At 51.3% G+C, this 23,495-nt stretch carries 19 protein-coding genes and 2 riboswitches; of the genes, 4 read left to right on the top strand and 15 right to left on the bottom strand.

The genetic code is table 11. The features are described 5' to 3' along the window. Positions 1-80: 80 nt before the first annotated feature. From FS806_RS06490 to gcvT, 8 genes are all read right to left on the bottom strand, one after another. Complete coding sequence (locus FS806_RS06490; protein ID WP_144933769.1) at positions 81-1,187, bottom strand: AI-2E family transporter; 1,107 nt, start codon at positions 1,185-1,187, stop codon at positions 81-83. A gap of 251 nt (positions 1,188-1,438) precedes the next feature. Then, entirely contained in the window at positions 1,439-1,870 is a 432-nt protein-coding gene (locus FS806_RS06485; protein WP_144933768.1) for a Dps family protein, read from the bottom strand. A gap of 198 nt (positions 1,871-2,068) precedes the next feature. Next, a complete protein-coding gene (locus FS806_RS06480; protein ID WP_144933767.1) occupies positions 2,069-2,362 on the bottom strand; it encodes a hypothetical protein in 294 nt (97 codons plus the stop codon). Between the two features lie 149 nt (positions 2,363-2,511). Continuing rightward, positions 2,512-4,818, bottom strand: a complete 2,307-nt coding sequence (locus FS806_RS06475) for a thiamine pyrophosphate-dependent enzyme (protein ID WP_144933766.1) — start codon at positions 4,816-4,818, stop codon at positions 2,512-2,514. A gap of 147 nt (positions 4,819-4,965) precedes the next feature. After that, the gene (locus tag FS806_RS06470; protein WP_144933765.1) at positions 4,966-5,970 is read right to left on the bottom strand and encodes a 2-oxoacid:acceptor oxidoreductase family protein; all 1,005 of its coding nucleotides are present in this window, start codon (positions 5,968-5,970) and stop codon (positions 4,966-4,968) included. Between the two features lie 656 nt (positions 5,971-6,626). Further along, positions 6,627-8,102, bottom strand: coding sequence for an aminomethyl-transferring glycine dehydrogenase subunit GcvPB (gcvPB, locus tag FS806_RS06465; protein WP_144933764.1), 1,476 nt, complete (start codon positions 8,100-8,102; stop codon positions 6,627-6,629). Next, complete coding sequence (gene gcvPA, locus FS806_RS06460; RefSeq protein ID WP_144933763.1) at positions 8,099-9,451, bottom strand: aminomethyl-transferring glycine dehydrogenase subunit GcvPA; 1,353 nt, start codon at positions 9,449-9,451, stop codon at positions 8,099-8,101. Before gcvPA ends, gcvPB begins: the two co-directional genes overlap by 4 nt. 867 nt (positions 9,452-10,318) lie before the next feature. Continuing rightward, entirely contained in the window at positions 10,319-11,410 is a 1,092-nt protein-coding gene (gcvT, locus tag FS806_RS06455) for a glycine cleavage system aminomethyltransferase GcvT (protein ID WP_144933762.1), read from the bottom strand. Positions 11,411-11,672: 262 nt separating this feature from the next. Further along, positions 11,673-11,775, bottom strand: a riboswitch (glycine riboswitch). A gap of 215 nt (positions 11,776-11,990) precedes the next feature. On the opposite strand from gcvT, the gene gcvH reads away from it, so the two are divergent. Next, complete coding sequence (gcvH, locus tag FS806_RS06450; protein ID WP_144933761.1) at positions 11,991-12,383, top strand: glycine cleavage system protein GcvH; 393 nt, start codon at positions 11,991-11,993, stop codon at positions 12,381-12,383. Between the two features lie 176 nt (positions 12,384-12,559). Here the strand turns inward: gcvH and FS806_RS06445 are convergent, their stop codons facing one another. Next, the gene (locus FS806_RS06445; RefSeq protein WP_186328229.1) at positions 12,560-13,111 is read right to left on the bottom strand and encodes a QcrA and Rieske domain-containing protein; all 552 of its coding nucleotides are present in this window, start codon (positions 13,109-13,111) and stop codon (positions 12,560-12,562) included. A 217-nt stretch (positions 13,112-13,328) separates the two neighbouring features. Between FS806_RS06445 and FS806_RS06440 the strand changes: the two genes are divergently transcribed. Beyond that, positions 13,329-13,544 carry a hypothetical protein gene (locus FS806_RS06440; protein WP_144933759.1) on the top strand — a complete coding sequence of 72 codons (216 nt, stop codon included), beginning with the start codon at positions 13,329-13,331 and terminating at the stop codon, positions 13,542-13,544. A gap of 98 nt (positions 13,545-13,642) precedes the next feature. Here FS806_RS06440 and FS806_RS06435 read toward each other — a convergent pair whose 3' ends face one another. Both FS806_RS06435 and FS806_RS06430 read right to left on the bottom strand, forming a co-directional pair. Beyond that, positions 13,643-14,719: a Gfo/Idh/MocA family protein gene (locus FS806_RS06435; RefSeq protein ID WP_144933758.1), complete on the bottom strand. Its 1,077-nt coding sequence runs from the start codon at positions 14,717-14,719 to the stop codon at positions 13,643-13,645. Positions 14,720-14,907: 188 nt separating this feature from the next. After that, a complete protein-coding gene (locus tag FS806_RS06430; RefSeq protein ID WP_144933757.1) occupies positions 14,908-15,768 on the bottom strand; it encodes an AraC family transcriptional regulator in 861 nt (286 codons plus the stop codon). A gap of 427 nt (positions 15,769-16,195) precedes the next feature. On the opposite strand from FS806_RS06430, the gene melA reads away from it, so the two are divergent. Continuing rightward, on the top strand, positions 16,196-17,494 hold the full coding sequence (melA, locus tag FS806_RS06425) for an alpha-glucosidase/alpha-galactosidase (RefSeq protein WP_144933756.1): 1,299 nt from the start codon (positions 16,196-16,198) through the stop codon (positions 17,492-17,494). Between the two features lie 265 nt (positions 17,495-17,759). Here the strand turns inward: melA and FS806_RS06420 are convergent, their stop codons facing one another. Both FS806_RS06420 and FS806_RS06415 read right to left on the bottom strand, forming a co-directional pair. Continuing rightward, positions 17,760-19,169 (bottom strand): hypothetical protein, encoded by a 1,410-nt coding sequence (locus FS806_RS06420; protein WP_144933755.1) that lies wholly within the window; start codon positions 19,167-19,169, stop codon positions 17,760-17,762. A 155-nt stretch (positions 19,170-19,324) separates the two neighbouring features. Further along, positions 19,325-20,128 carry a LysM peptidoglycan-binding domain-containing protein gene (locus tag FS806_RS06415; RefSeq protein WP_144933754.1) on the bottom strand — a complete coding sequence of 268 codons (804 nt, stop codon included), beginning with the start codon at positions 20,126-20,128 and terminating at the stop codon, positions 19,325-19,327. 2 nt (positions 20,129-20,130) lie between these two features. After that, a riboswitch (cyclic di-AMP (ydaO/yuaA leader) is annotated at positions 20,131-20,299 on the bottom strand. Between the two features lie 156 nt (positions 20,300-20,455). On the opposite strand from FS806_RS06415, the gene FS806_RS06410 reads away from it, so the two are divergent. Beyond that, positions 20,456-21,238, top strand: coding sequence for an SAM-dependent methyltransferase (locus tag FS806_RS06410; protein ID WP_144933753.1), 783 nt, complete (start codon positions 20,456-20,458; stop codon positions 21,236-21,238). A gap of 206 nt (positions 21,239-21,444) precedes the next feature. Here the strand turns inward: FS806_RS06410 and FS806_RS06405 are convergent, their stop codons facing one another. Then, on the bottom strand, positions 21,445-22,212 hold the full coding sequence (locus tag FS806_RS06405) for an FkbM family methyltransferase (protein WP_144933752.1): 768 nt from the start codon (positions 22,210-22,212) through the stop codon (positions 21,445-21,447). 108 nt (positions 22,213-22,320) lie between these two features. After that, entirely contained in the window at positions 22,321-23,346 is a 1,026-nt protein-coding gene (locus FS806_RS06400) for an SAM-dependent methyltransferase (protein ID WP_144933751.1), read from the bottom strand. Positions 23,347-23,495 lie beyond the last annotated feature (149 nt).

The raw sequence follows: 23,495 nt of genomic DNA, 5'->3' as shown, positions 1-23,495 counted from the left end.
TCGACCAAAAAGCTCCTAACGAAGCTCTGTAGATACAAAAAAACTCACACCATGAAATTCCTTCATGGTGTGAGCCTCATTTAGATCTCCCGTTTAGCTTCCAGCTTGCGATTTACGAAAGCGTCAACTGCGGTTTTAATGACGGAGAAGACCGGGACGGCAACGAACATTCCGATAACGCCGAAGGTACCGCCGCCTATCAGAATGGCCAGAATAACCCAGAGCGGACTGATACCGACCTTGCTTCCCAATATTTTGGGTCCCAGATAATAACCGTCGAATTGCTGAACCAGAAATACAAACAGCGCTACCCACAAAGCTTGCATGGGCGATACAAACAAAGTAATGACCGTTACAAAGATCATGCCGACCAAAGGCCCGAAGTAAGGAATGACGTTCGTAATGGTTATGACGACCGCTGCCAGAAGCGCATGAGGCGCTTGCAGCAGTAACAGTCCCAAGAAGCTTATCATGCCTACGATTAACGAGTCGAAGATCACCCCGGCGAAATATCTGGAGAAGGTTTGATCAATTCGTTTGACGGATTGAATGACCTGGTCCGCCTTATCCTCCGTCAGCAGAGCCTGAAGCAGCCTCCTCGCCCCGATAGCAAGCTTCTCCTTATCCTTCAGCATATAAATAGAGATGATCAGTCCAAGCACTAAACTGATTAACGTGGAGGTTAGCATAAATAACCCGGAAGCGATGTTGTTCAGAATCAGGCGAATAATATCGCTAATCTGATTCGATAGTGAATTGATGATTTCCTGTGCATGCTCGGCAATATTGTATCTCTGCGCCCATTCGTGTGTCAGAACCGTTTCCGTGACCCATACATTGGTTTTCTGTATATAAAACGGCAAGCTGGACAGCAATCCGGTGACGCTCTCAATAACTCCCGGAGAGACATAAGTAATGGAAATAATGATAAAGCCGAAGACGCTGGCATACACGATCGAAATACTGATCAGCCTTTTGAACCGGACCTTCGCCAGCTTGGATTCTATGAAATTAACAACAGGCCTTAGCAGATAAGCAATAAAAAAGGCGATGAAGAAAGGGTTCATCAGCTTAAGGATGGAAGAAAACCATTCCATTACCGAACCCAGGTTATTGACTAGTTTGAACAAAAGCAAAGAGATGATAAAAACGATAAAAAAATAAATAGTTCTTCTGTATTTTAGCACGAGGTCCCCCCTTACCCTTACTTCGGCTGGGGCTTCACTCCACCGCCATACCTTGGATATGTAAAATATACCTGATTTACCGGCAGCTTTTCAAGCAAATCGCACATTCCTGCAATCTTCCCCTGAAGCCTCATTGCTTTTCTAAAATCTAAACCTTCTTCTTATAAACATTCTATCGCCTTGACAGATTCATGGGTTCCCGAAAACACAAAAAAACCGGGAGAATCATCCCGGTTAATGGTAAATCAGGATCAGGCAAGGAAAGCCCGCAGCATCCATGCATCCTTTTCCAGCTCCGTCTGGAAATCGGTCAGCATATCAGCCGTCGGCCGGTCTCCAGCCTCATCTGCCGCAGCGGCAGTCTCTTTCAGTTCGCTTATCAATATGGAAACATCCTCGGCCAGCGTCCGGACCATTTGCTCCGCAGTTTCTCCACCTGCGGCCTCCTTCAGGGATGCCAGTCCCAGGCATTGCTGAAGGGTTACCGGCGGTTCTCCCTGGAGAGCCAGCACTCTCTCGGCCAAATCATCGGTATAAGCTGCCGCGCGATCATACCATTCTTCAAATTTCGCATGAAGAGTAAAGAAATGAGGCCCGCTGACTCTCCAATGATAATGATGCAGCTTGAAGTTCAACACCTGAAAATTTGCAATCTGCCGGTTTAATTGTTCGATTATGTTCATTTGTTCACTCCTCCTTATGGATAATTGCAATAGATAATCATGAGCTCTCTGATCAGATGATAACGATTATCAACTACATATTTATCTTAACATATAAGGAGTTTACTTTCAATAATTATTCTAATTTAATAATTATTCTAAATAACAGATGGCTTAGGTTAATTTTTTGCCGATCTTCGTACCGCAGGCCATCCCGGCTTATTGCTCTTTTACTACCCAGGAACGTCCTTTCCCATCGAAATAAAGACGGGCTTGCGGATTATTATTTATTTTTACATTAAACCGCTTCAATGCATGCTCGTCCACATTCAATAGCCGCCAATTATTCTTTTCCTGTAGCCCAAGCCCGGCCAGCATTCCGGCTGCCTCTTCGGGATGAATCTCCCGCTCCACCTCGGTATGCCAAGCCCCGTAATACTCTAATTCGTACTTATTAAGCTGCAAGCAGCTGAATATCTCGTTCGTTTCGCTATTCCAACATACATAAAGCATACGTCCCCTCCTCGCCTTCCAATGAGTATGCAAGTGCAAAGAAAGGCACCCCGACAGCAAAAGAGAGTGCCTTCCAACTATAAGATTTCTATAAAAAACTATACACTTGAGAAAATCGCGATCCGGGAAATGAGTGCCCTTCTATGCGCCTATAAAGCGGGATGCTCATGCTTCGCTTTCAGAATAGACCAGCGTCTCTCCACTTCCTCTTCAAAAGCCTTCAATGCCTCCGCATATTCTTCCTTTGCCATATGCTTCGTTTTGCCCATAGTTTTCAGCCAATCGGCCACCGGAATCCGCTTCTTCTTCTCCTCCGGATTGTACGTAATATTCGTTATTCCGCGCTCGACTTCATATAGCGGGAAGAAGCAGGAGTCGACGGCCGCTCCGACAATATTCGAGCCTTCTCCGTCATCCGACAGCCAGTTGAGCGGACAGGCGATCAGAATTTTGCCGTAGACCAATCCTTCATTTTGCGCATACCACTGGGCCTTGGCCGCTTTGCGCACCAGGTCCTGGGGATAGGCCTCGGAGCCCGTAAACACGTAAGGAATATGAGTTGCCGCCATAATTTGCGCCGTATCCTTGTGATGGAACAGCTTTCCGCCCTGGAAAGAACCTACATTGGACGTCGAGGTGCGATGGCCCATCGGGGTCGAATAGGACAATTGAGCTCCGGTATTCATATAGCCCTCGTTATCGTATTCCAGAATAATCATCTTATGATTGCGAAGCGCCGCCCCGATAGCCGGCCCCATGCCAATATCCATTCCGCCGTCGCCGGTAATCATGACGAACGTGAAATCATCCGGCAGATTCAGATGCTTCAGCTCGCCTCTACGCTTCCTCTCCCAGAACATCTCCACGACTCCGGAAAGGGTAGCGGCCCCATTCTGAAACAGGTTGTGAATGTACGTCGCTTTATGTGAGGAATACGGGTAACCGGTCGTAACGACCATCGCGCATCCGGTATGGAACAGAGCTACAATATCGCCCTCGATTCCTTTAAAAAACAGCTCCAGACCCGAGAAAATTCCGCAGCCCGGACAAGCGCCGTGACCCGGGGCAATCCGCTTCGGTTTGCGGGTCAATGAGCGCAGCGGCGGCATCTTGACCGTCAGCTTGCCGCTTTGTTCATCCGGCTTAACCGTGATGAGACCGGTCTTCAGCTCCTCGAATTTCATCGGCTGCAGAACCCTCTTCGGGGCTTTGGCCGGGTCTCCGGGAGTATGCCCGAAATAATCGAACGGCACCTCCACCTTGCCTTTGGCAGCGGCATCCATAGCCAATTGGAAGAAATGGTGGCCGTCCTCGGCGTAGAAATCTTTGCCGCCCAGACCATAAATGCGGCTGATGACCAGCGTATTCCGGTTGCCGTAGGTAAACAGCGCCGCCTTCACTTCGTTCACCATATTACCGCCATGCCCACCGTAGGAATCGGCCCGGTCCCCGACCGTCACCGCCTTGACGTTCTGCAGCGCTTCGGCAATCGCCTTGGCCGGGAACGGACGGATCATGTTGGGCGAGATGGAGCCGGCCTTCACACCCTTGGCCCGCAGTTGATCGACCACGTCCTTAATGATTTCGGCGGATGAGTTAAGCAGGAACACCGCGACCTCCGCATCTTCCATCCGATACAGATCAAGCAGCGGATAATCCCTTCCGGTCAGCTCATAATACTCCTTGCGAATCCGGTCATAGACCTTCTCCGCGTTATACATGGCTACCGATTGCTGATAGCAGTTATTGATATAGTCCGGCTCGTTCATATAGGGACCTACCGTTATCGGGTTGTGCCGATCCAGCGTATCCGGAAAGCCGCGTACCGGCTCCTCCCCGATAAATTTATGAACATCCTCGCGATGGGCGAAAGTCTGTACCTTGCGCTTCTGATGAGAGGTAAAATAGCCGTCGAAAGCAACCAGAACAGGCAGGCGAACCTCCGGATCCTCCGCAAGCTTGATCGCCATGATGTTCATATCATAGACCGCCTGCGGATCACGGCACATCAATATCGGCCATCCGGTATTAAGGGCATAGTATAAGTCGGAATGATCGCCGTGAATATCCAGCGGACCCGACACGGATCGGCAGACGAGATTCATCACCATCGGAAAGCGGGTGCCCGACTGCACCGGCATTTGCTCCAGCATATACAAATAACCGTTGGCGCTTGTCGCGTTGAACACCCGCCCACCGGCCGTCGAAGCCCCGTAGCAGACTCCGGCGGACCCGTGCTCTCCGTCAGCCGGAATCAGTACGATATCATGCTGACCGTTTGCTTTCATCAAATCAAGAAACTGGGCCACCTCCGTCGAAGGGGAAATCGGAAAATAACCCATTATATGATAATTAATCTGATGGGCCGCATAGGCAGCCATTTCGTTTCCGGATTCGTATACAATCCTTTGCTCGACCTTCCCCTGACCCAATTCCTTCTTCAAATCCATAGCCATTGGTTGTTCCACCCTTCTCTCCATGAATGATCCAGGTCTCTATAGAAGCCCGTGAATCATTGAACATTACGCGCATCACTCGCCAAGCTTGGGCTTCCAATCGCTTACTTAGTAACTATTCGTTGATCTTTCCTTAGCGTAATTTCCTCACAAAGCCAGGTTAAAACGATGAGGCACCCGGTTCTGTTCCGCATAGCCCTCCTCTTCTCTTGCGCTGGCCAGCGCCTCCGTCGGACAAGCTTGAACACATTTCAGGCAGCCTTTGCAATACTGATAATCGATTCCCTGCAAAAACATTTGCGGCCGTCCCCTCCGGTCCTCCTGCTCTTCCCATACAAAGCAGAAATCCGGACACACATTGTCACAGGCGGCGCAATGAATGCATTTCTCCAGATCAAAGTGAGGCATCATTCCCGCCCGCGAAATGCTTAAATCCTTCAAAATACTGTTGCCCGGGTTCGTGATCGTCCCTCCCAGCGGCTGGGTGGCGTACCCCAGAAGCGGCGTGTCCTGACGAATATAGGAAGGCATCGCCTCACCCGGAGGCAGCTCGAAGGTTTGTGATTTCACTTCGTTGAAACCCCTTTCAAACGTGCGGAGCGCTGGTTGAACCGCTTGCGGGTATTTCTTTTCCAGCGACTTGCGGATCACCTGCTTCATCTGTTCCGGGTCCAGGAAAGGGCAGAGCTTGAACAGGCCGCCGAGCATGGCCATGTTGACCCGGTTCTTCTCCTCCAATGCAATTGTAATCGCATCGAGAACCGCAATCGTTCCGGCCTTCAAGTTCATTTTTTGCTTGAGCTGTTCGGGAGTTTTAGCTGAATTCACCAGGACCAGACTGTCTTCATATATGCCGCTGATGACATTGATGGTTTTGGACAAGGATTCGTGGAAGATGCCGACGATGTGAGGCCGTTCAATAGGTGTGGTGTCGCGGATATTGGTGGAATTATCGCAGAAACGGATGTGTGCCTTGACAGGGGAGCCTTTCTTTTCTGAGCCGTAGGAGGAAAAGCTGACGCCGTTCAATCCGGAGCCGATCACGCCTGCTTCCGCAAGCATTTTGCCAGCCAGGTTGGCCCCGAGGCCGCCAATCGATTCCAGCCGGATTTCGAAAAATCCGAGCTCATTCACTTTTGGCAGAGTAACCATTGCATTGCTCCTTTCGCAGGACAAGGTTATCTAAATATTTCGAATATTTGCTATATTTTTATATTAGCAGTTAATTCTCTTTAATCAACCATTATTTGTTACAGGAATCTAAAAAACAAGCCCGATTGGGAGAAAATGTGCGGTTAAGCTGCGGCTTACGAATTTAATTATCATAATTAATTATTAATGTCATTAATATTAAACAGTACTAACCATGTATCCTCCCTCTTCCCCGATTAGGTCGCGGCAGTTCAGTTAAGTCGAGTGATTATGAAGCTTCATGCCTTGAGTCATATAAATTGCGAAAATACAGGAATTTTTGCTCTAGATAGCCCCGATCGCCACTCCAATAAGCAGAAAGAAGTACTTTTGCTGGCCTCAATCCAACTGCCCCAGAACAGGCTCATAAAAGAAATACTCTCAGGCTTTATGCCGCTGCCGATTATCAATCCTAAAGTCCCATTAAGGGGAGATAGATCCTATTGGACCATCTCCCGACCATATGGGCAGCAACGCCGTTCCAGTTGCAAGGTTCCTGCATATTTCCTCTTCCATTATTACCTTCTATAAACAGATTGCCTGTCTACGCCTATGGACTATTACTCTTCAGATGCCGCCGTGTATTACAGCTTAAATTTGGTTCGTCGGGCAAACTCTTACGGGGCGCAGCTGCAGTTGAGCACAGGCTTGCGGGCGGCCAAGGCTTCGTCCAGCCTCTGTACTACCGTCGTATACGGAGCATTCTTGACCCTTTCGGGATCGTGCTCCGCCTCCTGAGCAATCTGAATCATTGCCTCGATAAAGCCGTCCAGCGTCTCCTTGCTTTCCGTTTCCGTCGGCTCGATCATGATGCATTCCTCGACGTTGAGCGGGAAGTAAATCGTCGGCGGATGATAGCCGAAATCCAGCAGCCTCTTGGCCATATCCAATGTACGCACTCCATGCTTCTTCTGGCGGTTGCCGGACAGTACAAATTCATGCTTGCACTTCCGGTCGTACGGCACATCGAAATAGGGAGCAAGCTTCTTCAGCATATAATTGGCATTCAATACGGCATTTTCCGATACCTGACGCAATCCTTCCCCGCCATAGCTCAATATATAGACATAAGCCCGCAATAAAATGCCGAAGTTGCCGTAGAAGCTTTTGACCCTGCCGATGGAATGCGGGAAATTGTAATCCAGGAAGTAGCTCCCGTCTTCTCTGCGGGCTACGATCGGCGTCGGCAGGTACGGGATCAGCTTCTCCTTCACCCCGACCGGCCCGGCTCCCGGACCTCCGCCCCCGTGAGGGGTGCTCATAGTCTTGTGGAGGTTGAGATGCACCACATCAAACCCCATATCTCCGGGCCGGGTTATTCCCATAATGGCGTTTGCATTAGCGCCGTCATAATAAAGCAGCCCTCCAGCCTGATGCACAATGTCGGCTATTTCGGCAATGTGCTCCTCGAATAAGCCGAGCGTGTTCGGATTCGTCAGCATCAGCGCTGCCGTATCCGGGCCCGCCTCTTTCCGCAGGGCATCCAGGTCCACCAGCCCCCTCGAATCGGAAGGGATGGTGACCGCTTCGAAGCCGGCCACGGCAGCGCTTGCCGGGTTGGTCCCATGGGCCGAATCGGGAACGAGCACCTTGGTCCGCCTCTCTCCTCGGCTTTCATGGTAGGCGCGGATCATCATCAGCCCGGTCCATTCTCCATGTGCTCCGGCCGCAGGCTGCAGCGTTACCTGATCCATGCCGGTAATTTCCTGCAAATCCTTCTGCAGCCGGTATAACACTTCCAGGGCGCCCTGAATGGACTCCTCCGGCTGGTAAGGATGAATTTTCGCAAATCCCGTCATTCTTGCCGCATCCTCGTTGATTTTCGGATTATATTTCATGGTGCAGGAGCCCAGCGGATAAAATCCGTTGTCGATCCCGAAATTGCGCCGCGATAATTCCGTATAATGCCGGATGACATCGACTTCATAGACTTCCGGCAGCTCTGCCGGCTGCTTCCTTAACAGAGAGGCCGGAATCAGGGAAGCCGGATCGGCTTCCGGCACATCGCACGGAGGCAGGGAATAACCGATCCGCCCCGGTCGGCTCAGCTCGAAAATCGTAGCCTTGTCATGCTTTTCTCCACTGCCGCTCATAGCAATCCCTCCAATGCAGATGTGAATGTTTCGATTTCCTCCCGGCTCCTCTGCTCCGTAACAGCCACCAGCATATGATCCGCCAGCTCCGGGTAATCCCGCCCCAGATCGTAGCCGCCGATCATTCCCGCCTCAAGCAGTTCCCGATTGATCCGCCGGACATCACAGCCCCTCGGCAGCCGGATGACGAACTCGTTAAAGAACGGAGCGGAGAAGGCCAGCTTCATCCGGCCGGAGGAACCGATCGTCTGCGCGGCATAGTGCGCCTTCTGCAAATTAAGCCGGGCTACCTCGCGAATGCCCTGCTTGCCCATCGTCGATAAATAGACGGATGAGCAAAGAGCCAGCAGAGCCTGGTTCGAACAAATGTTGCTGGTCGCTTTTTCCCTGCGGATATGCTGCTCCCGCGCCTGCAGTGTCAGCACATAGCCCCTTCGGCCCTGGCGGTCTACGGTCTGCCCGACGATCCTTCCGGGCATCCTTCGCATCCACTGGGCGGATGCGGCAAAGTATCCGCAGGTAGGGCCGCCGAGTGCAGCAGGTATGCCCAGCGGCTGGGCGTCTCCCACTACCAGATCCGCCCCCAGATGGCCCGGCGCTTCCAGCAGACCGAGCGCCAGCGGATTGCTGCTTACGACCAGCAGCCCTTTCACTTGATGAATAAGCGGCTCGATCGCCCGAATATCTTCCACGCAGCCGAAGAAGTTGGGCGATTGCACAAGTACGGCGGCCGTCTCCTCATTGATAAGCGAAGCCAACTGCTCTATATCGGTGATCCCATCCCGGTAACCGGCCTCAACGACCTCCACGTTCAAGCCCTTGGCTGTCGTTCTCAGAATTTGCTTGGCTTCGGGATGCACTGTGCTGGAGACGACGATACGCTTGCGCCGGGTCGCCCCGACGGCCAGGGCACCGGCTTCGGCGAGAGCCGTCGCTCCGTCATACATCGATGCATTGGCTACAGCCATCCCGGTCAGCTCGCAAATATAGGACTGAAACTCGAAGATCGCCTGCAGCTCGCCCTGGCTGATCTCCGGCTGATAAGGAGTATAGGCGGTATAAAATTCCGACCGGGAAATGACATGCTGAATCACGACCGGAATATGGTGATCATAAATTCCCGCCCCCAGAAAACAGGGATACCGGTCGAAATCCGCATTCTTGGCGGCCAGCCCGCGCATGTACCGCAGCAGTTGCGGTTCGCTTAACGCTTCGGAAACCTTCAGCTTCCCCTGGTATCGGATACCGGCGGGAATATCGGCAAACAGCTCGTCAACGGAAGCAATTCCGATTTCGCTCAGCATCTCTTGGCGATCCTGTTCCGTCAAAGGCAAATAACGGTGCATCATCCATTCAAGCTCCTTTTATCATTAATTTGAATAAGCTTGGGCTATTTTTCGGCTTCTTGTCGCCTTGTTTTATTTATTCAAAATACTGCAACAGAAGGGGACGCATGGCCCAAAGACGAGCAAAAGTGCATTGGAATCTCGCCTTTTTTCCTAAATTGAGCGAAAGACGCTCAAATCTGCATGTCTTTTCGGACAAAATGAGGCGATTCCCCTAAAATCGGCCAAAAGACCTGCACAATCGCTTTAGAATCAGGCCTTTCGCAGATTTTCCCCAAAAAGACGTGCACTTTTGTTCTAGAATCAGCCTTACGCGGATTTCCCCCAAAAAGACGTGCACTTTTGCTCTAGAATCAGCCTTACGCGGATTTCCCCAAAAAAGACGTGCACTTTTGCTTTAGAATCAGGCCTTGTGCAGATTTTCCCCAAAAAGACCTGCATTTCTGCACGTCTTTCTCGCAACCTGAGCAGCGACCTTCCACAGTATCTCTTCCCACCCCGAGTAGCGACCTTCCACAGTCATCTCTTCTTAGCCTGGGTAGTGAACTTCCACAGTTACCTCTTCTCAGCCTGAGCAAGGACCCTCCACAGGATTCTCTTCTCCTAACCTGAGTAACGACCTTCCACAGTATCTCTTCTTAGCCTGGGTAGTGAACTTCCACAATTATCTCTTCTCAGCCCGAGCATCGACCTTCCACAGTTACCTCTTCTCAGCCTGAGCAAGGACCCTCCACAGGATTCTCTTCTCCCAACCTGAGCAGCGACCTTCCACAGTATCTCTTCCCACCCCGAGTAGCGACCCTCCACAGTCATCTCTTCACAGCCCGTCGGCAGTTACCTTCCAGCAAATTGTTCGCAGCCCACTGGCAGTTACCTGCTTCTCTTATAAAACGGCGTCGGCACGATGACCGCTTGAAGCCGTTTCCCTCTCACTTCAACGGCAACCTCTGTTCCGATAGCCGCATACTTGCGGTCGATCAATGCCAGGCCGACATTCTTCTTTAAGGTCGGAGACTGGGTGCCGGTCGTCACCTCTCCTATCCGGACATCTCCGCAATAAACCGGGTAGTGGCTTCTTGGAATTCCCCGGTCTATCATTTCTATGCCGACGAGCTTGCGCGGGGCACCGTTCGCCTTCTGCTCCGCCAGAACATCGCGTCCGATAAATTCTCCCTTCTCCGGTTTAACGAACATTCCGAGACCGGCTTCTACCGGAGTAGTCTCCGGGGACAGCTCCTGGCCGTACAGAGGAAGCCTCGCTTCGAAACGGAGCGTGTCCCGGGCTCCCAAGCCGGCCGGAACGAGGCCGTCATCTCCGCCGGCCTTCAACAGCTCCTCCCAGAGCGTAATGGCATCGCTGCTGCGCACATACAGCTCGAAGCCGTCTTCCCCCGTATACCCGGTTCTGGACAGAAGCGCCTGGATTCCGGCGATGCGAATATCCTTCCGGAAATGAAAAGGCTTTAACCCGGAAAGGGGGGCCTCCGTCACCTTCTGTAAAATGGGCTCGGCCTTCGGCCCCTGCAGAGCGAGCAGCGCGGTTTCCGGCGATATATCCTTCCACCGGACATCGCCCGAGAGCTGTGAATCTATCCACGCTATATCCTTGTCGATATTGGCAGCGTTGATCACCAGCATGTACTCTTCCCCGTGAAACCGGTAAACGATCAAATCATCGACGACCCCGCCATCCGGATAGCACATGAAGCTGTACTGCACTTGGCCATCCTCCAGCTTCGACAGATCATTGGTCGTTATCCGCTGGAGAAAGCGGAACGCATCCGGTCCGGTCACCAGGACCTCTCCCATATGAGAAACATCGAATAATCCCGCCTGCCGGCGCACCGCATGGTGCTCTGATTGGATCCCGGCAAATTGCACGGGAAGCTCCCAGCCTCCGAAATCAATGACCCGTGCCCCGTATTTTTCATAAATAGGGTGCAGCGGTGTTCGTTTCAGCATAAACTTTGACCTCCAATCGCTTGATCGCTCCCGCCGCGCTCTTGTTCAAGACGGATTCCAAATCATATGAAATCTGTTTGGCCAAGATAGCGCATTCTTTCCATACATAAAAAAACAGAGCGGAAAGAACACAACCCGACGGCTGCGTTCCTCCGCTCTGTCCTTTTACCTGAGAGTTACCCCCGGGCTCCTAGATCATGAAGCTGGGGTTTCCCCTTGGGTGACCTGCAGCAACTTGCGCGCAGGCTCTCTCCAGAGATGCGTCCGGTGCAGGTCCTTTTGCCTGAGAGATTCACCCGCGGGCTTACTCCTTCGGCGTTACTGATTCCGGCTCCGCCGGCAGTAATCTCTCCCTTGCACCTTCATTCGCCCATATGTGTCGTCGCTTACGAAAATGCCCCTGAATGGGGATTTATACCATTATTATTCCACATCCTGCTTTTTTGTCAACCCTCTCTGCCGTCCTTGACACCGGTTCTTTAAGTATAATAAGCTAGTAGCGAATCCGTTAGAAGTGCGCCTGGTGTTTCCGCGCACTATAATGATGTTGTACGAATATGCGTAAAGCGAGGGATTTTCGATGAGCGAGATCAAATCCGGTTTATACTACAGCAAAGAACATGAATGGGTCGAGAAGCTCGACGGAAACAAGGTGAGAATCGGCATCACCCACTTCGCCCAGAATCAATTGGGCGACATCGTATTCGTGGAGCTGCCGTCCGAAGGAGATGAGATTCATGCCGGGGACAGTACGGGCAGCGTAGAATCGGTCAAGACCGTATCGGACATCTACTCTCCCGTCTCGGGCATAGTGATCGCCGTAAATAGTGAACTGGATGACTCCCCGGAGCTGGTTAACTCCGATCCTTACGGCAAGGGCTGGATGTTTGAAGTGGAGCTGAACAGCGAGGACTCGCTTGCCGGACTTATGAATGCCGACGAATATCGGGAATTTACCGACGGCGAGGAATAAATTCGTATCAACTTCCGCTGACGATCGATACAAGCATAAACGGCTGCCACCGTCCGTTGGACAGGCGAAATATAAGAACAGGTATAAGGTGAAGCTTATACTTTCTTATATTTTGAGAAAAACCGCCTCACGAGGCGGTTTGTTTTGTTGCCGGGAATGAGATCCCGCCAAGCAAATTATTTTCTCTGCCCGGGATGAAGTACGGCAATATATACTTTACCCTCCCGCACAATCGGTTCGAAGACATCGAGCGGCCGGGGAGGAGGTCCTCCAATGTGGCGTCCTGTGTTATCATATTCTCCCCCATGGCATGGACATATGAAAGCCAACCCCGGTTTCTCTAATCTGTCTTTATCCGAGGCGGTCGTCACATTACAGCCAAGATGCGTGCAAATCGGCGACATAATGAGAAGTTCGCCGTCCTCCGAACGGGTGACATAGACGAAGCCGTGACGCTTCTGTTTAACCCACCCATCCTCTATCTCGACGTCGTATTCGACCTTCACCGTATCCTTTATATCGGAAAAATCGGACTCCTCCCCAAGGAGTGCCAGGTTGGCCGGTTTCATCTCCTGCTTCGGCTTCCGCGCAGCGCTGCTGCTCTTAGCCCCCAGATAGAATACGGTGCCGGACAGCGCCGCATAACCGGTGATCCCGAGCACCAGCTTGCCGGCCGTCCCCAGAAATCGGCGGCGGCTGATTTTTATCCGTTGGCCGGAGTTTTCCATGTTCGTCACCTCCCAATAGTCATCCATACTCTATATTACCTGTTCGGCTGTGCGGAAGCTCAATCGTTTTTTGAACATTCCGAGAATTCGCGGCATTGTCTTTATAAAAATTTAATCCAGTCGCCCCTTCATCTTCCCGCGGGATGTATAGAAGTCCGCTTGTGCGGGGATGGTATAGGTGATTTCCGCCAATTTTTACTAAAGGAGCTTGAAATCTATGTCTGACGAAAGAAAACCTGATCTGACAGACGAGCAAAAAATAACCGGCCAAACCGCTTTTGAAACTGCCGGCATCCCGACTCCTCCCGACCAGGAAGACATGGGGGCCACCGATGGAATCAGCGAGGTTGTGGAAGCCATCTTGGACAATATCGAGGACAACCTGTTCCCGGCATCGGAGGATGAGGAGCGGCCTTGGAGAAACCGTAAGTAGCAGAGAGACAAGACCGTGCGAAACCCGCACAAAAAAAACCGCCTTCAGACCCTAACGGCGTCATCAGCGGTTTTTTTACATATATAGATAAAATGGCGTCAGAAGCTATGATTGGCGAACTCGGGATTCTGCCTGAAGCATTCTTCCATGACGGCAATTTGCTGGCGGACCTGCTCAGGTGTAATCTCCAGCGGTTGCCCGTTGGCTAACGAATTATAGAGCATCGTGTAGAACTTCTTGCCCATCTGGTCAAAGAATCCCCCGTCCTCCTGGGACAGATCCCAGCTTTCCTCGTACCACTTAAGCTCTTCTCCGCAATATGCGGGCGTGCCGTCGGCATTGCTCAGCGGCTCGCTGACCAGGCTTTGCTCCGGCGCTTCCTCAGGCTTGTAATACTTCCAATCCAGATGCTGGATCGACCCTTTAATCCCGCCGAGTGTCCCTTGAACGTTATAGGTTCCTTCCGGATAAACGCAGCAGGAGGAAATCTCTACATCGATCGTAGGTCTTCCGTTTCCATGCAGGATCAGCTTGACATAATCCTCCGCATCCCCGAAAGAGTTCGCCCGGTCCATCATGCAGGTGACCTTCGGCATGACATCGTTTCCGTACAGCTGAAGAGCCTGGTCGACCGGATGCGGCCCCGTATTGAGCAGATTGCCCCCGTTCTTCTCCTGAAGCGTCTGCCAATCCCATCTTCTGGCAAAACCATTATAAGAGATGCTTACTTGAACGATCCGGCCAATCACCCCGGAGTCGATAATTTGACGAATTTTCTCGAAGGCGGGAGAATAACGGGATTGCTGGTATATGGCCAACAGCTTGCCCGAATCCTTCGAAGCTTCGATCAGCTTGTCCACATCGGCCACTCTTCTGGCGAGAGGCTTTTCGCAGAGCACGTTGAAACCGCTGTTCAGACACTCCAACGATACCGGAACATGAAGCTGGCTCGGCGTTGCATTGATGATCAGATCCAGATCCTTCCGTTGGAACAAGTCACGATAGTCGGCGTAAGCATCGCAGTTCAACTCAGCCTCCGCTCTTTGTCTGCGATCTTCCATAGGGTCGGATACGGCGACGATCTGATACAGTTCCGGAAGCTTTTTAATAATATAAGCATGAATATCGCGTCCGCTTCTGCCCTGACCTATGATCCCCACTCTTAATCGTTTCATTAGGTGCAACCTTCCTTTACTGGATTGGATTTTTACCTATCTTCTACCATAGCAACGGAAGAACGGATTGACAAGCCTTTTCTGGGGGCAAATTCAATTTCCCTTTGTCTTTAATTTGTCTGAAAAATATATCCCGAAGCAGTCGCATTGCTTCTTCCCCTCTGTCCGGTTTCCCGGCTCTTCGGCCTTTAGTATTGGCAGTCGTAGACAGATCCTCCCTGAAGCTCCCGGTAACGGGTGGGCGAGCTGCCGAACCATTTCTTGAACTGCTTGGAAAAATAGAGCGCATCGGGGAAACCGACACTGGACGCAACCTGTTCGATCGTCAGCGGCTCCCGCAGTAATAAGCGCGCCCGTTCCATACGGATTTTCAGCAAAAATTGCATCGGAGACACTCCGGTATGCTGCTTGAATATTTTCGATAAATAAGAGCGGTGATAGCCGAGGGTATGGGCCATCTGTTCGATAGAAACCGGCTGTGAATACTGCAGATTCAACCACCGGATCGCCTGCTCGACCTGCAGCTGCACCGGATCCGCGCTGGAGGAACGGGAAGGCAGCACATCCAGCTGTCTCGCATATTCCGCTAACAGCAGGCGCAACAAAGCGCCGGCCTGCAGATCGCAGGACGGATGTCCCTCCCCGAGAACATGGGCCATCTTATGAAACAGGACGGGAATTTTACGGTTTCCCTTCGTGCTCACCGTCGGCTGGTAAGGGGTGATGGACAATTGCGTCAGCAGCTCATCTGCCCGGGTTCCCTTAAAGCCGATCCATATATACCGCCAAGGGTCCTGTTCATCCGATTCGTAGCTGGACAGCTCCCCCGGAAAGATGAAAAAATGCCCTCCCTCCGACAGCTCGTAATCTCTACCCCTGCAGCGGAATCTTCCTTTACCGGAGAGGACGTAATGAACCAGATGATAATCCAGCACCTGCGGCCCCACTTTATGCGATGGCGGCGTTTGCGCCTGGCCGGCAAACAAGACGACCAATTCCCCGTTACCCGGGTAAAGATTTAGAGACACCGTATGAGTCGGTTTACCCATCACCTTCCCGCTCCTTTCTCTATGTTATCAGGCCATTCCTGCGGATAGGCCACGTCCATCCATATTCCGTCCGGAACCTTTTCGATCCGCTTACAGCCCGGACGGCTATATTATTCAAAGTAAAACAACTGCAGACGCATTGCAAGAGTCCGGGTCAAAATCACCTCACCAAATCATTCGGGGGATGAGCTTTGGTGTTAGATTGGTTTGGTCGCCCACTGGTCCCGGCATGAATTCAGAATAAGGAAGCTTATCCCTCCATCTCATACAAAAAACAACATTTCTCCATACGAAAGTGAAATGATTCCATATGCAAGCGCCTCCCCGAACCGTATAGTCATAAGTAACGGCTTAGCCATCCCCAAGTACAAAGGCAGTGCCTGGAGATGGATGACAACATCAATTTACTCAAGGAGGCCTTCTAACCATGTCCAAAATTACTTTCCTCGGGGCCGGAAGCACGGTCTTTGCCAAAAATGTGCTGGGAGACTGCATGCTGACCGAATCACTGCAAGGATTCGAGCTCGCTTTGTTTGACATCGATCCCGTCAGGCTAAAGGATTCCGAAAACATGCTCAACAACCTGAAACAGACGACGGGAAGCCGTTGCCGAATCGTTGCGTATTCGGATCGCAAGGAGGCGCTGCGGGGAGCCAAATATGTAGTGAATGCAATCCAGGTCGGAGGATACGACCCTTGTACGATCACGGACTTTGAAATTCCGAAGAAGTACGGCTTGCGCCAGACCATCGGGGATACGATCGGCATCGGCGGTATTTTCCGAAACTTGCGGACGATTCCCGTCATGCTCGATTTTGCCAAGGACATCCGCGAGGTATGCCCGGACGCCTGGTTCCTGAACTATACGAATCCGATGGCCGTATTGACCAACACGATGATTACATACGGCGGTGTCCGTACGGTCGGGCTGTGCCACAGCGTCCAGGTTTGCATGCCGCATTTGTTCCGCCAGCTGGAAATGGATACGGAAGGAGTTCAAACCAAAATCGCCGGAATCAACCACATGGCCTGGCTTCTGGAATGTACGAAAGACGGGATTGACCTGTATCCGGAAATCAAGCGCAGAGCGAAGGAGAAGCAGAAGGAAAAGCATAATGATATGGTCCGTTTCGAACTGATGTTCCGCTTTGGCTACTACGTAACGGAATCATCGGAGCATAATGCGGAGTACCACCCGTATTTCATCAAGAAGAACTATCCCGAATTAATCGACCGTTATAATATTCCGTTGGACGAATATCCGCGGCGCTGCATCCGGCAAATCGAAAGATGGCAGACCATGCGCGATGAACTGGTGAACAACCGCAGCCTTGAGCATAAACGCTCCAATGAATACGCCTCCTATATTTTCGATGCGATGGAGACGAACCGCCCGTTCAAAATCGGTGGGAACGTGATGAACACCGGACTGATCACCAATCTTCCCAAGGAGGCCTGCGTTGAGGTTCCTTGCCTCGTAGACGCAAGCGGCGTCACGCCGACCTATGTAGGAGATTTGCCTCCGCAGCTAGCCGCACTGAACCGGACGAACATAAACACCCAGTTATTGACCATCGAAGCGGCGATCACCCGCAAGAGAGAGCATATTTATCACGCCGCCATGCTGGACCCGCATACATCGGCAGAGCTCTCCATCGATGATATTGTCTCCTTGTGCGATGACTTGATCGAAGCCCATGGCGACTGGCTGCCTAAATATAATTAATCATTGTTCGGCAACGAATCATCAGAACGGGGCCGATCTATAGAAGGCACTTCCTTAAAAACCGGGCGAACGGATACGTTGCGCCCGGTTTGGATTTGCGTTAGTCTTGGCATGCTTTGCGCCAGAGGCTGCTTGGAACGATCGGCTCGGCAAGCTTCATGTGAAAAGTCGGCTACAGCACGATGAACCAGGTGTGAACCGGGCGTGCAGCGTTAGCCGTTCACGTTTAGACATAAGGAGTGCCATCTTTGGCGTTCGGGAAAATTTAGATCAGGAACATAGCGACAATGGTCGTCACGACCAAGCCGATCACAACCGGCCGTACATTGCGGCGAACCATCTCGAAAGGATCTACCCCGCAGATCGCCGCGGCGGGAATCAATGCCCAAGGAATCAAGGTTCCTCCTCCGACCCAAATTCCGGCAATTTGACCCAGCGCAGTCAATGTAGCGATCCCGGAGCCGATGGCCGTACCGAATAATTGGGCGATGGAGCCGGCCAACGAGATTCCCGAAAATCCGGAGCCATCCAATCCGGTAATGGCGCCGACGGTCGTAAGGGTAACGGCGCCCACCTCCTTGTTAACCGGAACCGTATTGGCGAGAGCGAGCCCCAAATCATTGACGATGCCTTGAGACCCCTCAGGCAGAACACTGCCGAATAAATTGAAGAAGGCCGAATCCCCCAGATAGAAGAAGGCGGCGATCGGAATGACGGGCCCGAATACCCTGAAGCCGAACTGCAGGCCTTCCACCAGATACTGTGTCGTTCTCTCCAGTCCCCGGTTGCGATGAGCAAGCAGGGTGATGGTGATCAGAATGACCACTGAGGTTCCCCCGACCAGAGCCGTTGCCTCCCCTCCCTGCAGCTTGAAGAAATACATGGCTGCCAAGTCGCCAACAAATAACAGTGGAATGATGACGGCCATAATTTTTTTGGCTTTGTCCGGCAGGGCAGCGGCCAGGGGGTCCTCTCCTCCTTCCGCTCTGGCTTCCCCCTTGCGGACCGCTCCGGTAGCGAGAGTAAGCTTCCCGGCCGCCATCTCCCGGCGCATCAGCCAGAAAGCAGCTACAGTCGTCACCGTTCCCATGACCAGAACTAACGGAATGCTGGCCTGGACAACCTCGGAGACCGGTATACCCGCAGCGTCGGCCGTCAGCTTGGGAGCCCCCTGAATGACGAAGTCACCCGATAAGGCTATGCCGTGGCCGAACAAATTCATTGCGATGGCAACACCGAGCGGCGGCAGACCGACCCGAACCGCGGCCGGCAGCAGCACGGCCCCGATGAGCGCCACGGCGGGAGACGGCCAGAAGAAGAAGGAAATAACCAGCATGACCAATCCGACTGTCCAATAGGCTAGGCCGGGACTTCTCATCAGTCGGATAAAGGGGGACACCATCGTTTCATTAATTCCCGTTCTCGTTAACACCCGGCCCATGGACACGATAATCGAAATAATCAGTATCGTATTCAACAGCTCTGTGATCGCATAGATAAAGCTGTTGAAGATTCCGCTTACAGATTGGCTTAAGGACGATGTAGCCAACCAGCCGAGCAGAAAGATTCCGGCTATACATACAAGCGATGTATCCCTTCTCATGATCATGCAGCCGATAATAATGACGACAAACCCTACATACACCCAATGGATTCCGATCAGCTCTATCCCCATCTTGCACCTCCCTGCAGGCTTACACCCGGATAATTACAAAGTATGCTTGAGCCCGCAGGTTGGTTTGATCCCGCCCATGTTCATTGAAAAAAAAAAAATCAGCCTCGCCTATTACGAGACTGATCGTTTATGCAAATCATTAGGATGCCGTATCTTTAGTTCAATACATAAACGGTTACGTTCTGAATGCCGAATTGGCTTGCAGTTGAACGGCTGCCCGGCATAAAGATGTCAATCCGGTCGCCCTTAATCGCTCCGCCCTGGTCGGTTGCCTTGCCGATCATTCCTCCGACAGGAAGCCCCTGACTGTTATAACCGGTAATATAAACGGTAGAATTCATAGGAATGACTGCCGGATCTACGGCTATCGTTCCCAGTTTCAGAGGATTACCGTAGTAATCGACAGGCCCCCATCCGTTCTCTTCATGCGAGGCGGAATAAGCGGTAGCGGAAGCCTGTATAACTTTGCTGTAAGTATAGGTTTCGCCCGTCGGCGTCGTTATCGTTTGCGCATTGCTCGCAGGCGCCGGAGCAGACTCCGGACTCGCACTTAAAGCAGCTACCGAGTGGTTCGAATTCGTGTAGCCTTCCGGCAATTCCAGCACAAGCCCCGGATATAAATTATAGGGATCATATTGAGAATTGGCCGCCATTAACAAGTCTAGAGGAATATTTAATTTCTGCGCTATTGTCCAGAAGGAATCCCCCTTCTGCACGGCATAAGAATGCTCCGTAGATACTGGAAGCGTAATCGTCTGGCCGCTTTGCAGGTTATACATATCCACTCCCATGTTGGCATTGATAACGGCCTCCAAGGATAGCTGATTCTTCTCGGAGATTGTCCATAAACTATCATTATCCTGAACCTGATAGGATGCGGCGAAAGCCGGAGAAGACAAACTGGCCAAAGACACACTTAATGTAAACGCTATTACTGTTGTTTTAACCAATCGTTTCATACTGAACTCCTTTTCGCTGCCTGCGGAGTTAGTTGTCGGATTCGGGAGAAAAGGAAGTATCCCTACGCTAATATAAGCGACTCACCCCAAGTGCCGAGCAAGCCCAATTGTCGGCACATACCGTCCCCCGCACTTCAAGAAAATTTATTGAAGTTTCGGCGGTTAAAGTCTAGCATATTTTAGTAGCCGGTTAAACGAGTAAAATATGGAAGACTCTGCTGCTCTGGCCCTGTGCCGTGCCTTCCTTCCGAAGATACGCATACCATAGAAACATCACTGCATTTGGACTATTTTCAAATCCTCTTCGCAGAAGGAGCGATCCGTTCAATGTTGATTTCACAGGTGTGCAAACAACAGGACTTCGAGTCCGTCTGGCTACAGGAAGCTTGCCTCGCCTTGAAGGAGCCTCTGCAGTATCATCGAAAGCTGTGGGAATACTGTTATATCTATCAAGGGTTGTTGGAACGGGGAATGCTAGGCCCCGGCAGAAGAGGATTGGGATTTGGTGTCGGCAAAGAGCCGCTCGCCTCCTTATTTGCTTCCAGAGGCTGCTATATCACGGCCACCGATCTGGATGCTCCCTCCGCCTCCGTACAGGGCTGGGCGCAATCCAACATGCATGCCGTTGGTATTCAGGATTTGAATGAAAGAGGGTTATGCGATCCTGAATTATTTCGTCAGCGGGTTACCTTTGAAGTGGTCAATATGAATGCGATTCCTCCGCATTTATTTAACCAATTCGATTTTACCTGGTCCTCCTGCTCCTTCGAGCACTGTGGATCGATTGCGCTGGGCAAGCAGTTTATCTTGAACCAAATGAACTGCCTGAAGCCCGGGGGAGTTGCCATTCATACGACCGAATTCAACCTTTCCTCCAACGACCAGACGCTGGAAGAAGGCCCTACGGTCCTCTTCCGCCTTAAGGACATCGAATGGATGGTCCATACGCTGCGCGCACAAGGACATTCCATAGAAGTCGATTATTCGGTAGGCACCGGCCCGATAGACCGCCATATTGATGTTCCCCCCCATTCAAATCCGCACTTAAGACTGCTGTTGGCGCAATATGTCACTACCTCGATAGGGCTTATCATTGAGAAAGCGAAATGACCGTTCTTCTGTCCATAAGCGCAAAAAATCGTAAGAAGGATACCTTCTTACGATTTTTATTAGTTTCGGCTTAATTTATGGTTTGGGCCCAGCTATGCAAGTGTGCACTGCAGGGAGCTGATAAGTAAAACGATGACACTTGCTTGCCGCTTGCTCCGTTCCCATCTCTTAAAATGTGGTCACTGCTCCTGGATACAGGCGCAGCTTCAGCGGACAATCAGCAAGTCCAGTTGATCAGGGTCTTGATGCGCCTCCAATCCCGCTGCATCGGTAGGCACCACCTGTCCATCTCTGAACAAAATATGAAACCGGAATCCGCGTTGGACAAATTTCTGCAGAATCGGACCCGGGGTGCCTCCGCGCCATATAACCGGCAAATACTCCATTAGAATGATGATGGAAGGATTGTGGTCGATCACTTCAAAGACGCTATCCATAATCAACGGCTCCGCCCCGTCTACATCGATTTTAATCACGTCCGCTTTAAGGCTGGGAAGGAAGTCGGTGAGCAATCCTTGCTTGACTTTGAACTTTGTCGGCTCGTTGATAGCTTCAATTCCTAAAAATTGGATGCTTGTCCCGCCATCCCCTATCGTCTGAAATTCGGTTTCCCCTCTTTGATTGGACAGCGCGACCCGGTGCAGATGGACACGCCCGTACATCCCGTTGAAGGAAATGCTTTTTAACAGATTTCTATGGTGAAAAGGATTCGGCTCGAATGCATGCACCTGGCCGGTAGGCCCTACAAGCATTCCGGATAAAATCGAGAAAAATCCGGTATGGGCTCCGATATCGAGCACGGTCATACCGGGTTTGACGATCGACAACATAATGTTTGTAATCCATTTCTCCCAATCGCCCGTTAATAGAATGGCTAAGTTAACCGGATCCCGTGTATCCAGAAACATATAAGGGCCATGATTTATATTTGTTAATACGGTGTTGTCACCCAAGTAATAATGAGGTCTGCTCAACTGAATCTCCCCTTCCGCTATAACGGCGCCAAGTAAATCGACGGCACACGCACCGCGCAAGCGTTCATATCGTGCTTATATAAACGCACTTCGACATCTTTTTCATCCTCATGCAAATAGATGACTTCCTGCAGCTGAGACGTTAGGAACAAGTGTTTTTTGCCACAACAATTTATTAGCGGCATTGGACGTGATATCCAACGTAAAGTGGCCTGCGCCGACTATTTCTATCCGCACTTCGAAGCGGTATACCTGGACGGGCAATTTGATATACGGGCCAAAGAAAATGAATCCGGGCTGATTGCTTCGGATCCAACCGTCCTTATCGGAAGGCCTAGGCAGAATAAATGAAGAATAATACAGGTTGCCGATCCCCGGTGGAGTCTCATAGCGCAGTTCGGCAGGAGGGAGTTCGGCAAGCGCAGGAAGCTCGTCGGTTTTGTTCAAACGGATAACGGCGAGCCCGTTGGCCAGGAAGAACGGATGGTTGAACCGGCAGTCCGCCAAATCCCGCTCTTCACATTGAACCCATAATTGGCTCGGAGCTTCGAAGCTTATGTCCGTGTCCAGTTTCCTCATGAAGGAAAAGGAGACGGCGGTATCCGGAATATCATATTTAGCGGTCAGGAGCCGGAGATACTCCGAATTGAATTGAATAAGCCACCCTACGTCCGTTAGACGCCCGAACGGAACGGTAATGATCGCCTTGCCTCCGGGCTTCAGCAAATCGTAGATTTTGCGAATGGCCTTCAGCGGGGCCTCCCGGTCACCCGATTGGAACTCTCCATACGCCTTCTGCCCGATATGCTCTACGGTCGATGCGCATACGATGACATCGTATCGAGTCTGAACGTCCATTAAATCGATGTTGATTACTCCCGGCCACTTTTCGAATTTATCGATAATATGCCGGCCGGCCAGACCGGGAAGATGCTCGATCAGATCCGGATAATGGGAGAGCACGTTTCCTACCTCGAGAATAGAGCCTTCTTGCCCATGCTCCTGCAAAAAATCAATCACGATCGGAATTTCAACCGTTCTTTCGGACCAGTTGTTCTTAGGAATTCTGTTGTATGGCAGCATCTTGTTATTATAGAGAAAATGAGCTCCCATCTGATGCCCGAAAATTCCCATATTCATCCATCCTTTGGTTTCTACTGAAGAACTGAACTCAAAGAGAGAGCGGCAAGCAAGCGTGTGATCTAATATATGCGGAGAGGAAAATCGGGGTATGGACGAATGAAGACATCCCCGATCGATGGTAAGAGCATCTACCCAATTTT

The sequence above is a fragment of the Paenibacillus sp. 32O-W genome (assembly GCF_007679495.1).
Lineage (GTDB): Bacteria > Bacillota > Bacilli > Paenibacillales > NBRC-103111 > Paenibacillus_L > Paenibacillus_L residui.
Note: the sequence above shows the minus strand (reverse complement) of the source record. Positions and strands in the feature narration are given on the sequence as shown.

Bases quoted from the DNA above. Each gene is read 5' to 3' on its own strand.
- FS806_RS06485 (WP_144933768.1), bottom strand. From the start codon at position 1,870: ATGAACATAATCGAACAATTAAACCGGCAGATTGCAAATTTTCAGGTG.
- FS806_RS06480 (WP_144933767.1), bottom strand. From the start codon at position 2,362: ATGCTTTATGTATGTTGGAATAGCGAAACGAACGAGATATTCAGCTGC.
- FS806_RS06475 (WP_144933766.1), bottom strand. From the start codon at position 4,818: ATGGCTATGGATTTGAAGAAGGAATTGGGTCAGGGGAAGGTCGAGCAA.
- FS806_RS06470 (WP_144933765.1), bottom strand. From the start codon at position 5,970: ATGGTTACTCTGCCAAAAGTGAATGAGCTCGGATTTTTCGAAATCCGG.
- gcvPB (WP_144933764.1), bottom strand. From the start codon at position 8,102: ATGAGCGGCAGTGGAGAAAAGCATGACAAGGCTACGATTTTCGAGCTG.
- gcvPA (WP_144933763.1), bottom strand. From the start codon at position 9,451: ATGATGCACCGTTATTTGCCTTTGACGGAACAGGATCGCCAAGAGATG.
- gcvT (WP_144933762.1), bottom strand. From the start codon at position 11,410: ATGCTGAAACGAACACCGCTGCACCCTATTTATGAAAAATACGGGGCA.
- gcvH (WP_144933761.1), top strand. From the start codon at position 11,991: ATGAGCGAGATCAAATCCGGTTTATACTACAGCAAAGAACATGAATGG.
- FS806_RS06445 (WP_186328229.1), bottom strand. From the start codon at position 13,111: ATGGAAAACTCCGGCCAACGGATAAAAATCAGCCGCCGCCGATTTCTG.
- FS806_RS06440 (WP_144933759.1), top strand. From the start codon at position 13,329: ATGTCTGACGAAAGAAAACCTGATCTGACAGACGAGCAAAAAATAACC.
- FS806_RS06435 (WP_144933758.1), bottom strand. From the start codon at position 14,719: ATGAAACGATTAAGAGTGGGGATCATAGGTCAGGGCAGAAGCGGACGC.
- FS806_RS06430 (WP_144933757.1), bottom strand. From the start codon at position 15,768: ATGGGTAAACCGACTCATACGGTGTCTCTAAATCTTTACCCGGGTAAC.
- melA (WP_144933756.1), top strand. From the start codon at position 16,196: ATGTCCAAAATTACTTTCCTCGGGGCCGGAAGCACGGTCTTTGCCAAA.
- FS806_RS06420 (WP_144933755.1), bottom strand. From the start codon at position 19,169: ATGGGGATAGAGCTGATCGGAATCCATTGGGTGTATGTAGGGTTTGTC.
- FS806_RS06415 (WP_144933754.1), bottom strand. From the start codon at position 20,128: ATGAAACGATTGGTTAAAACAACAGTAATAGCGTTTACATTAAGTGTG.
- FS806_RS06410 (WP_144933753.1), top strand. From the start codon at position 20,456: ATGTTGATTTCACAGGTGTGCAAACAACAGGACTTCGAGTCCGTCTGG.
- FS806_RS06400 (WP_144933751.1), bottom strand. From the start codon at position 23,346: ATGGGAATTTTCGGGCATCAGATGGGAGCTCATTTTCTCTATAATAAC.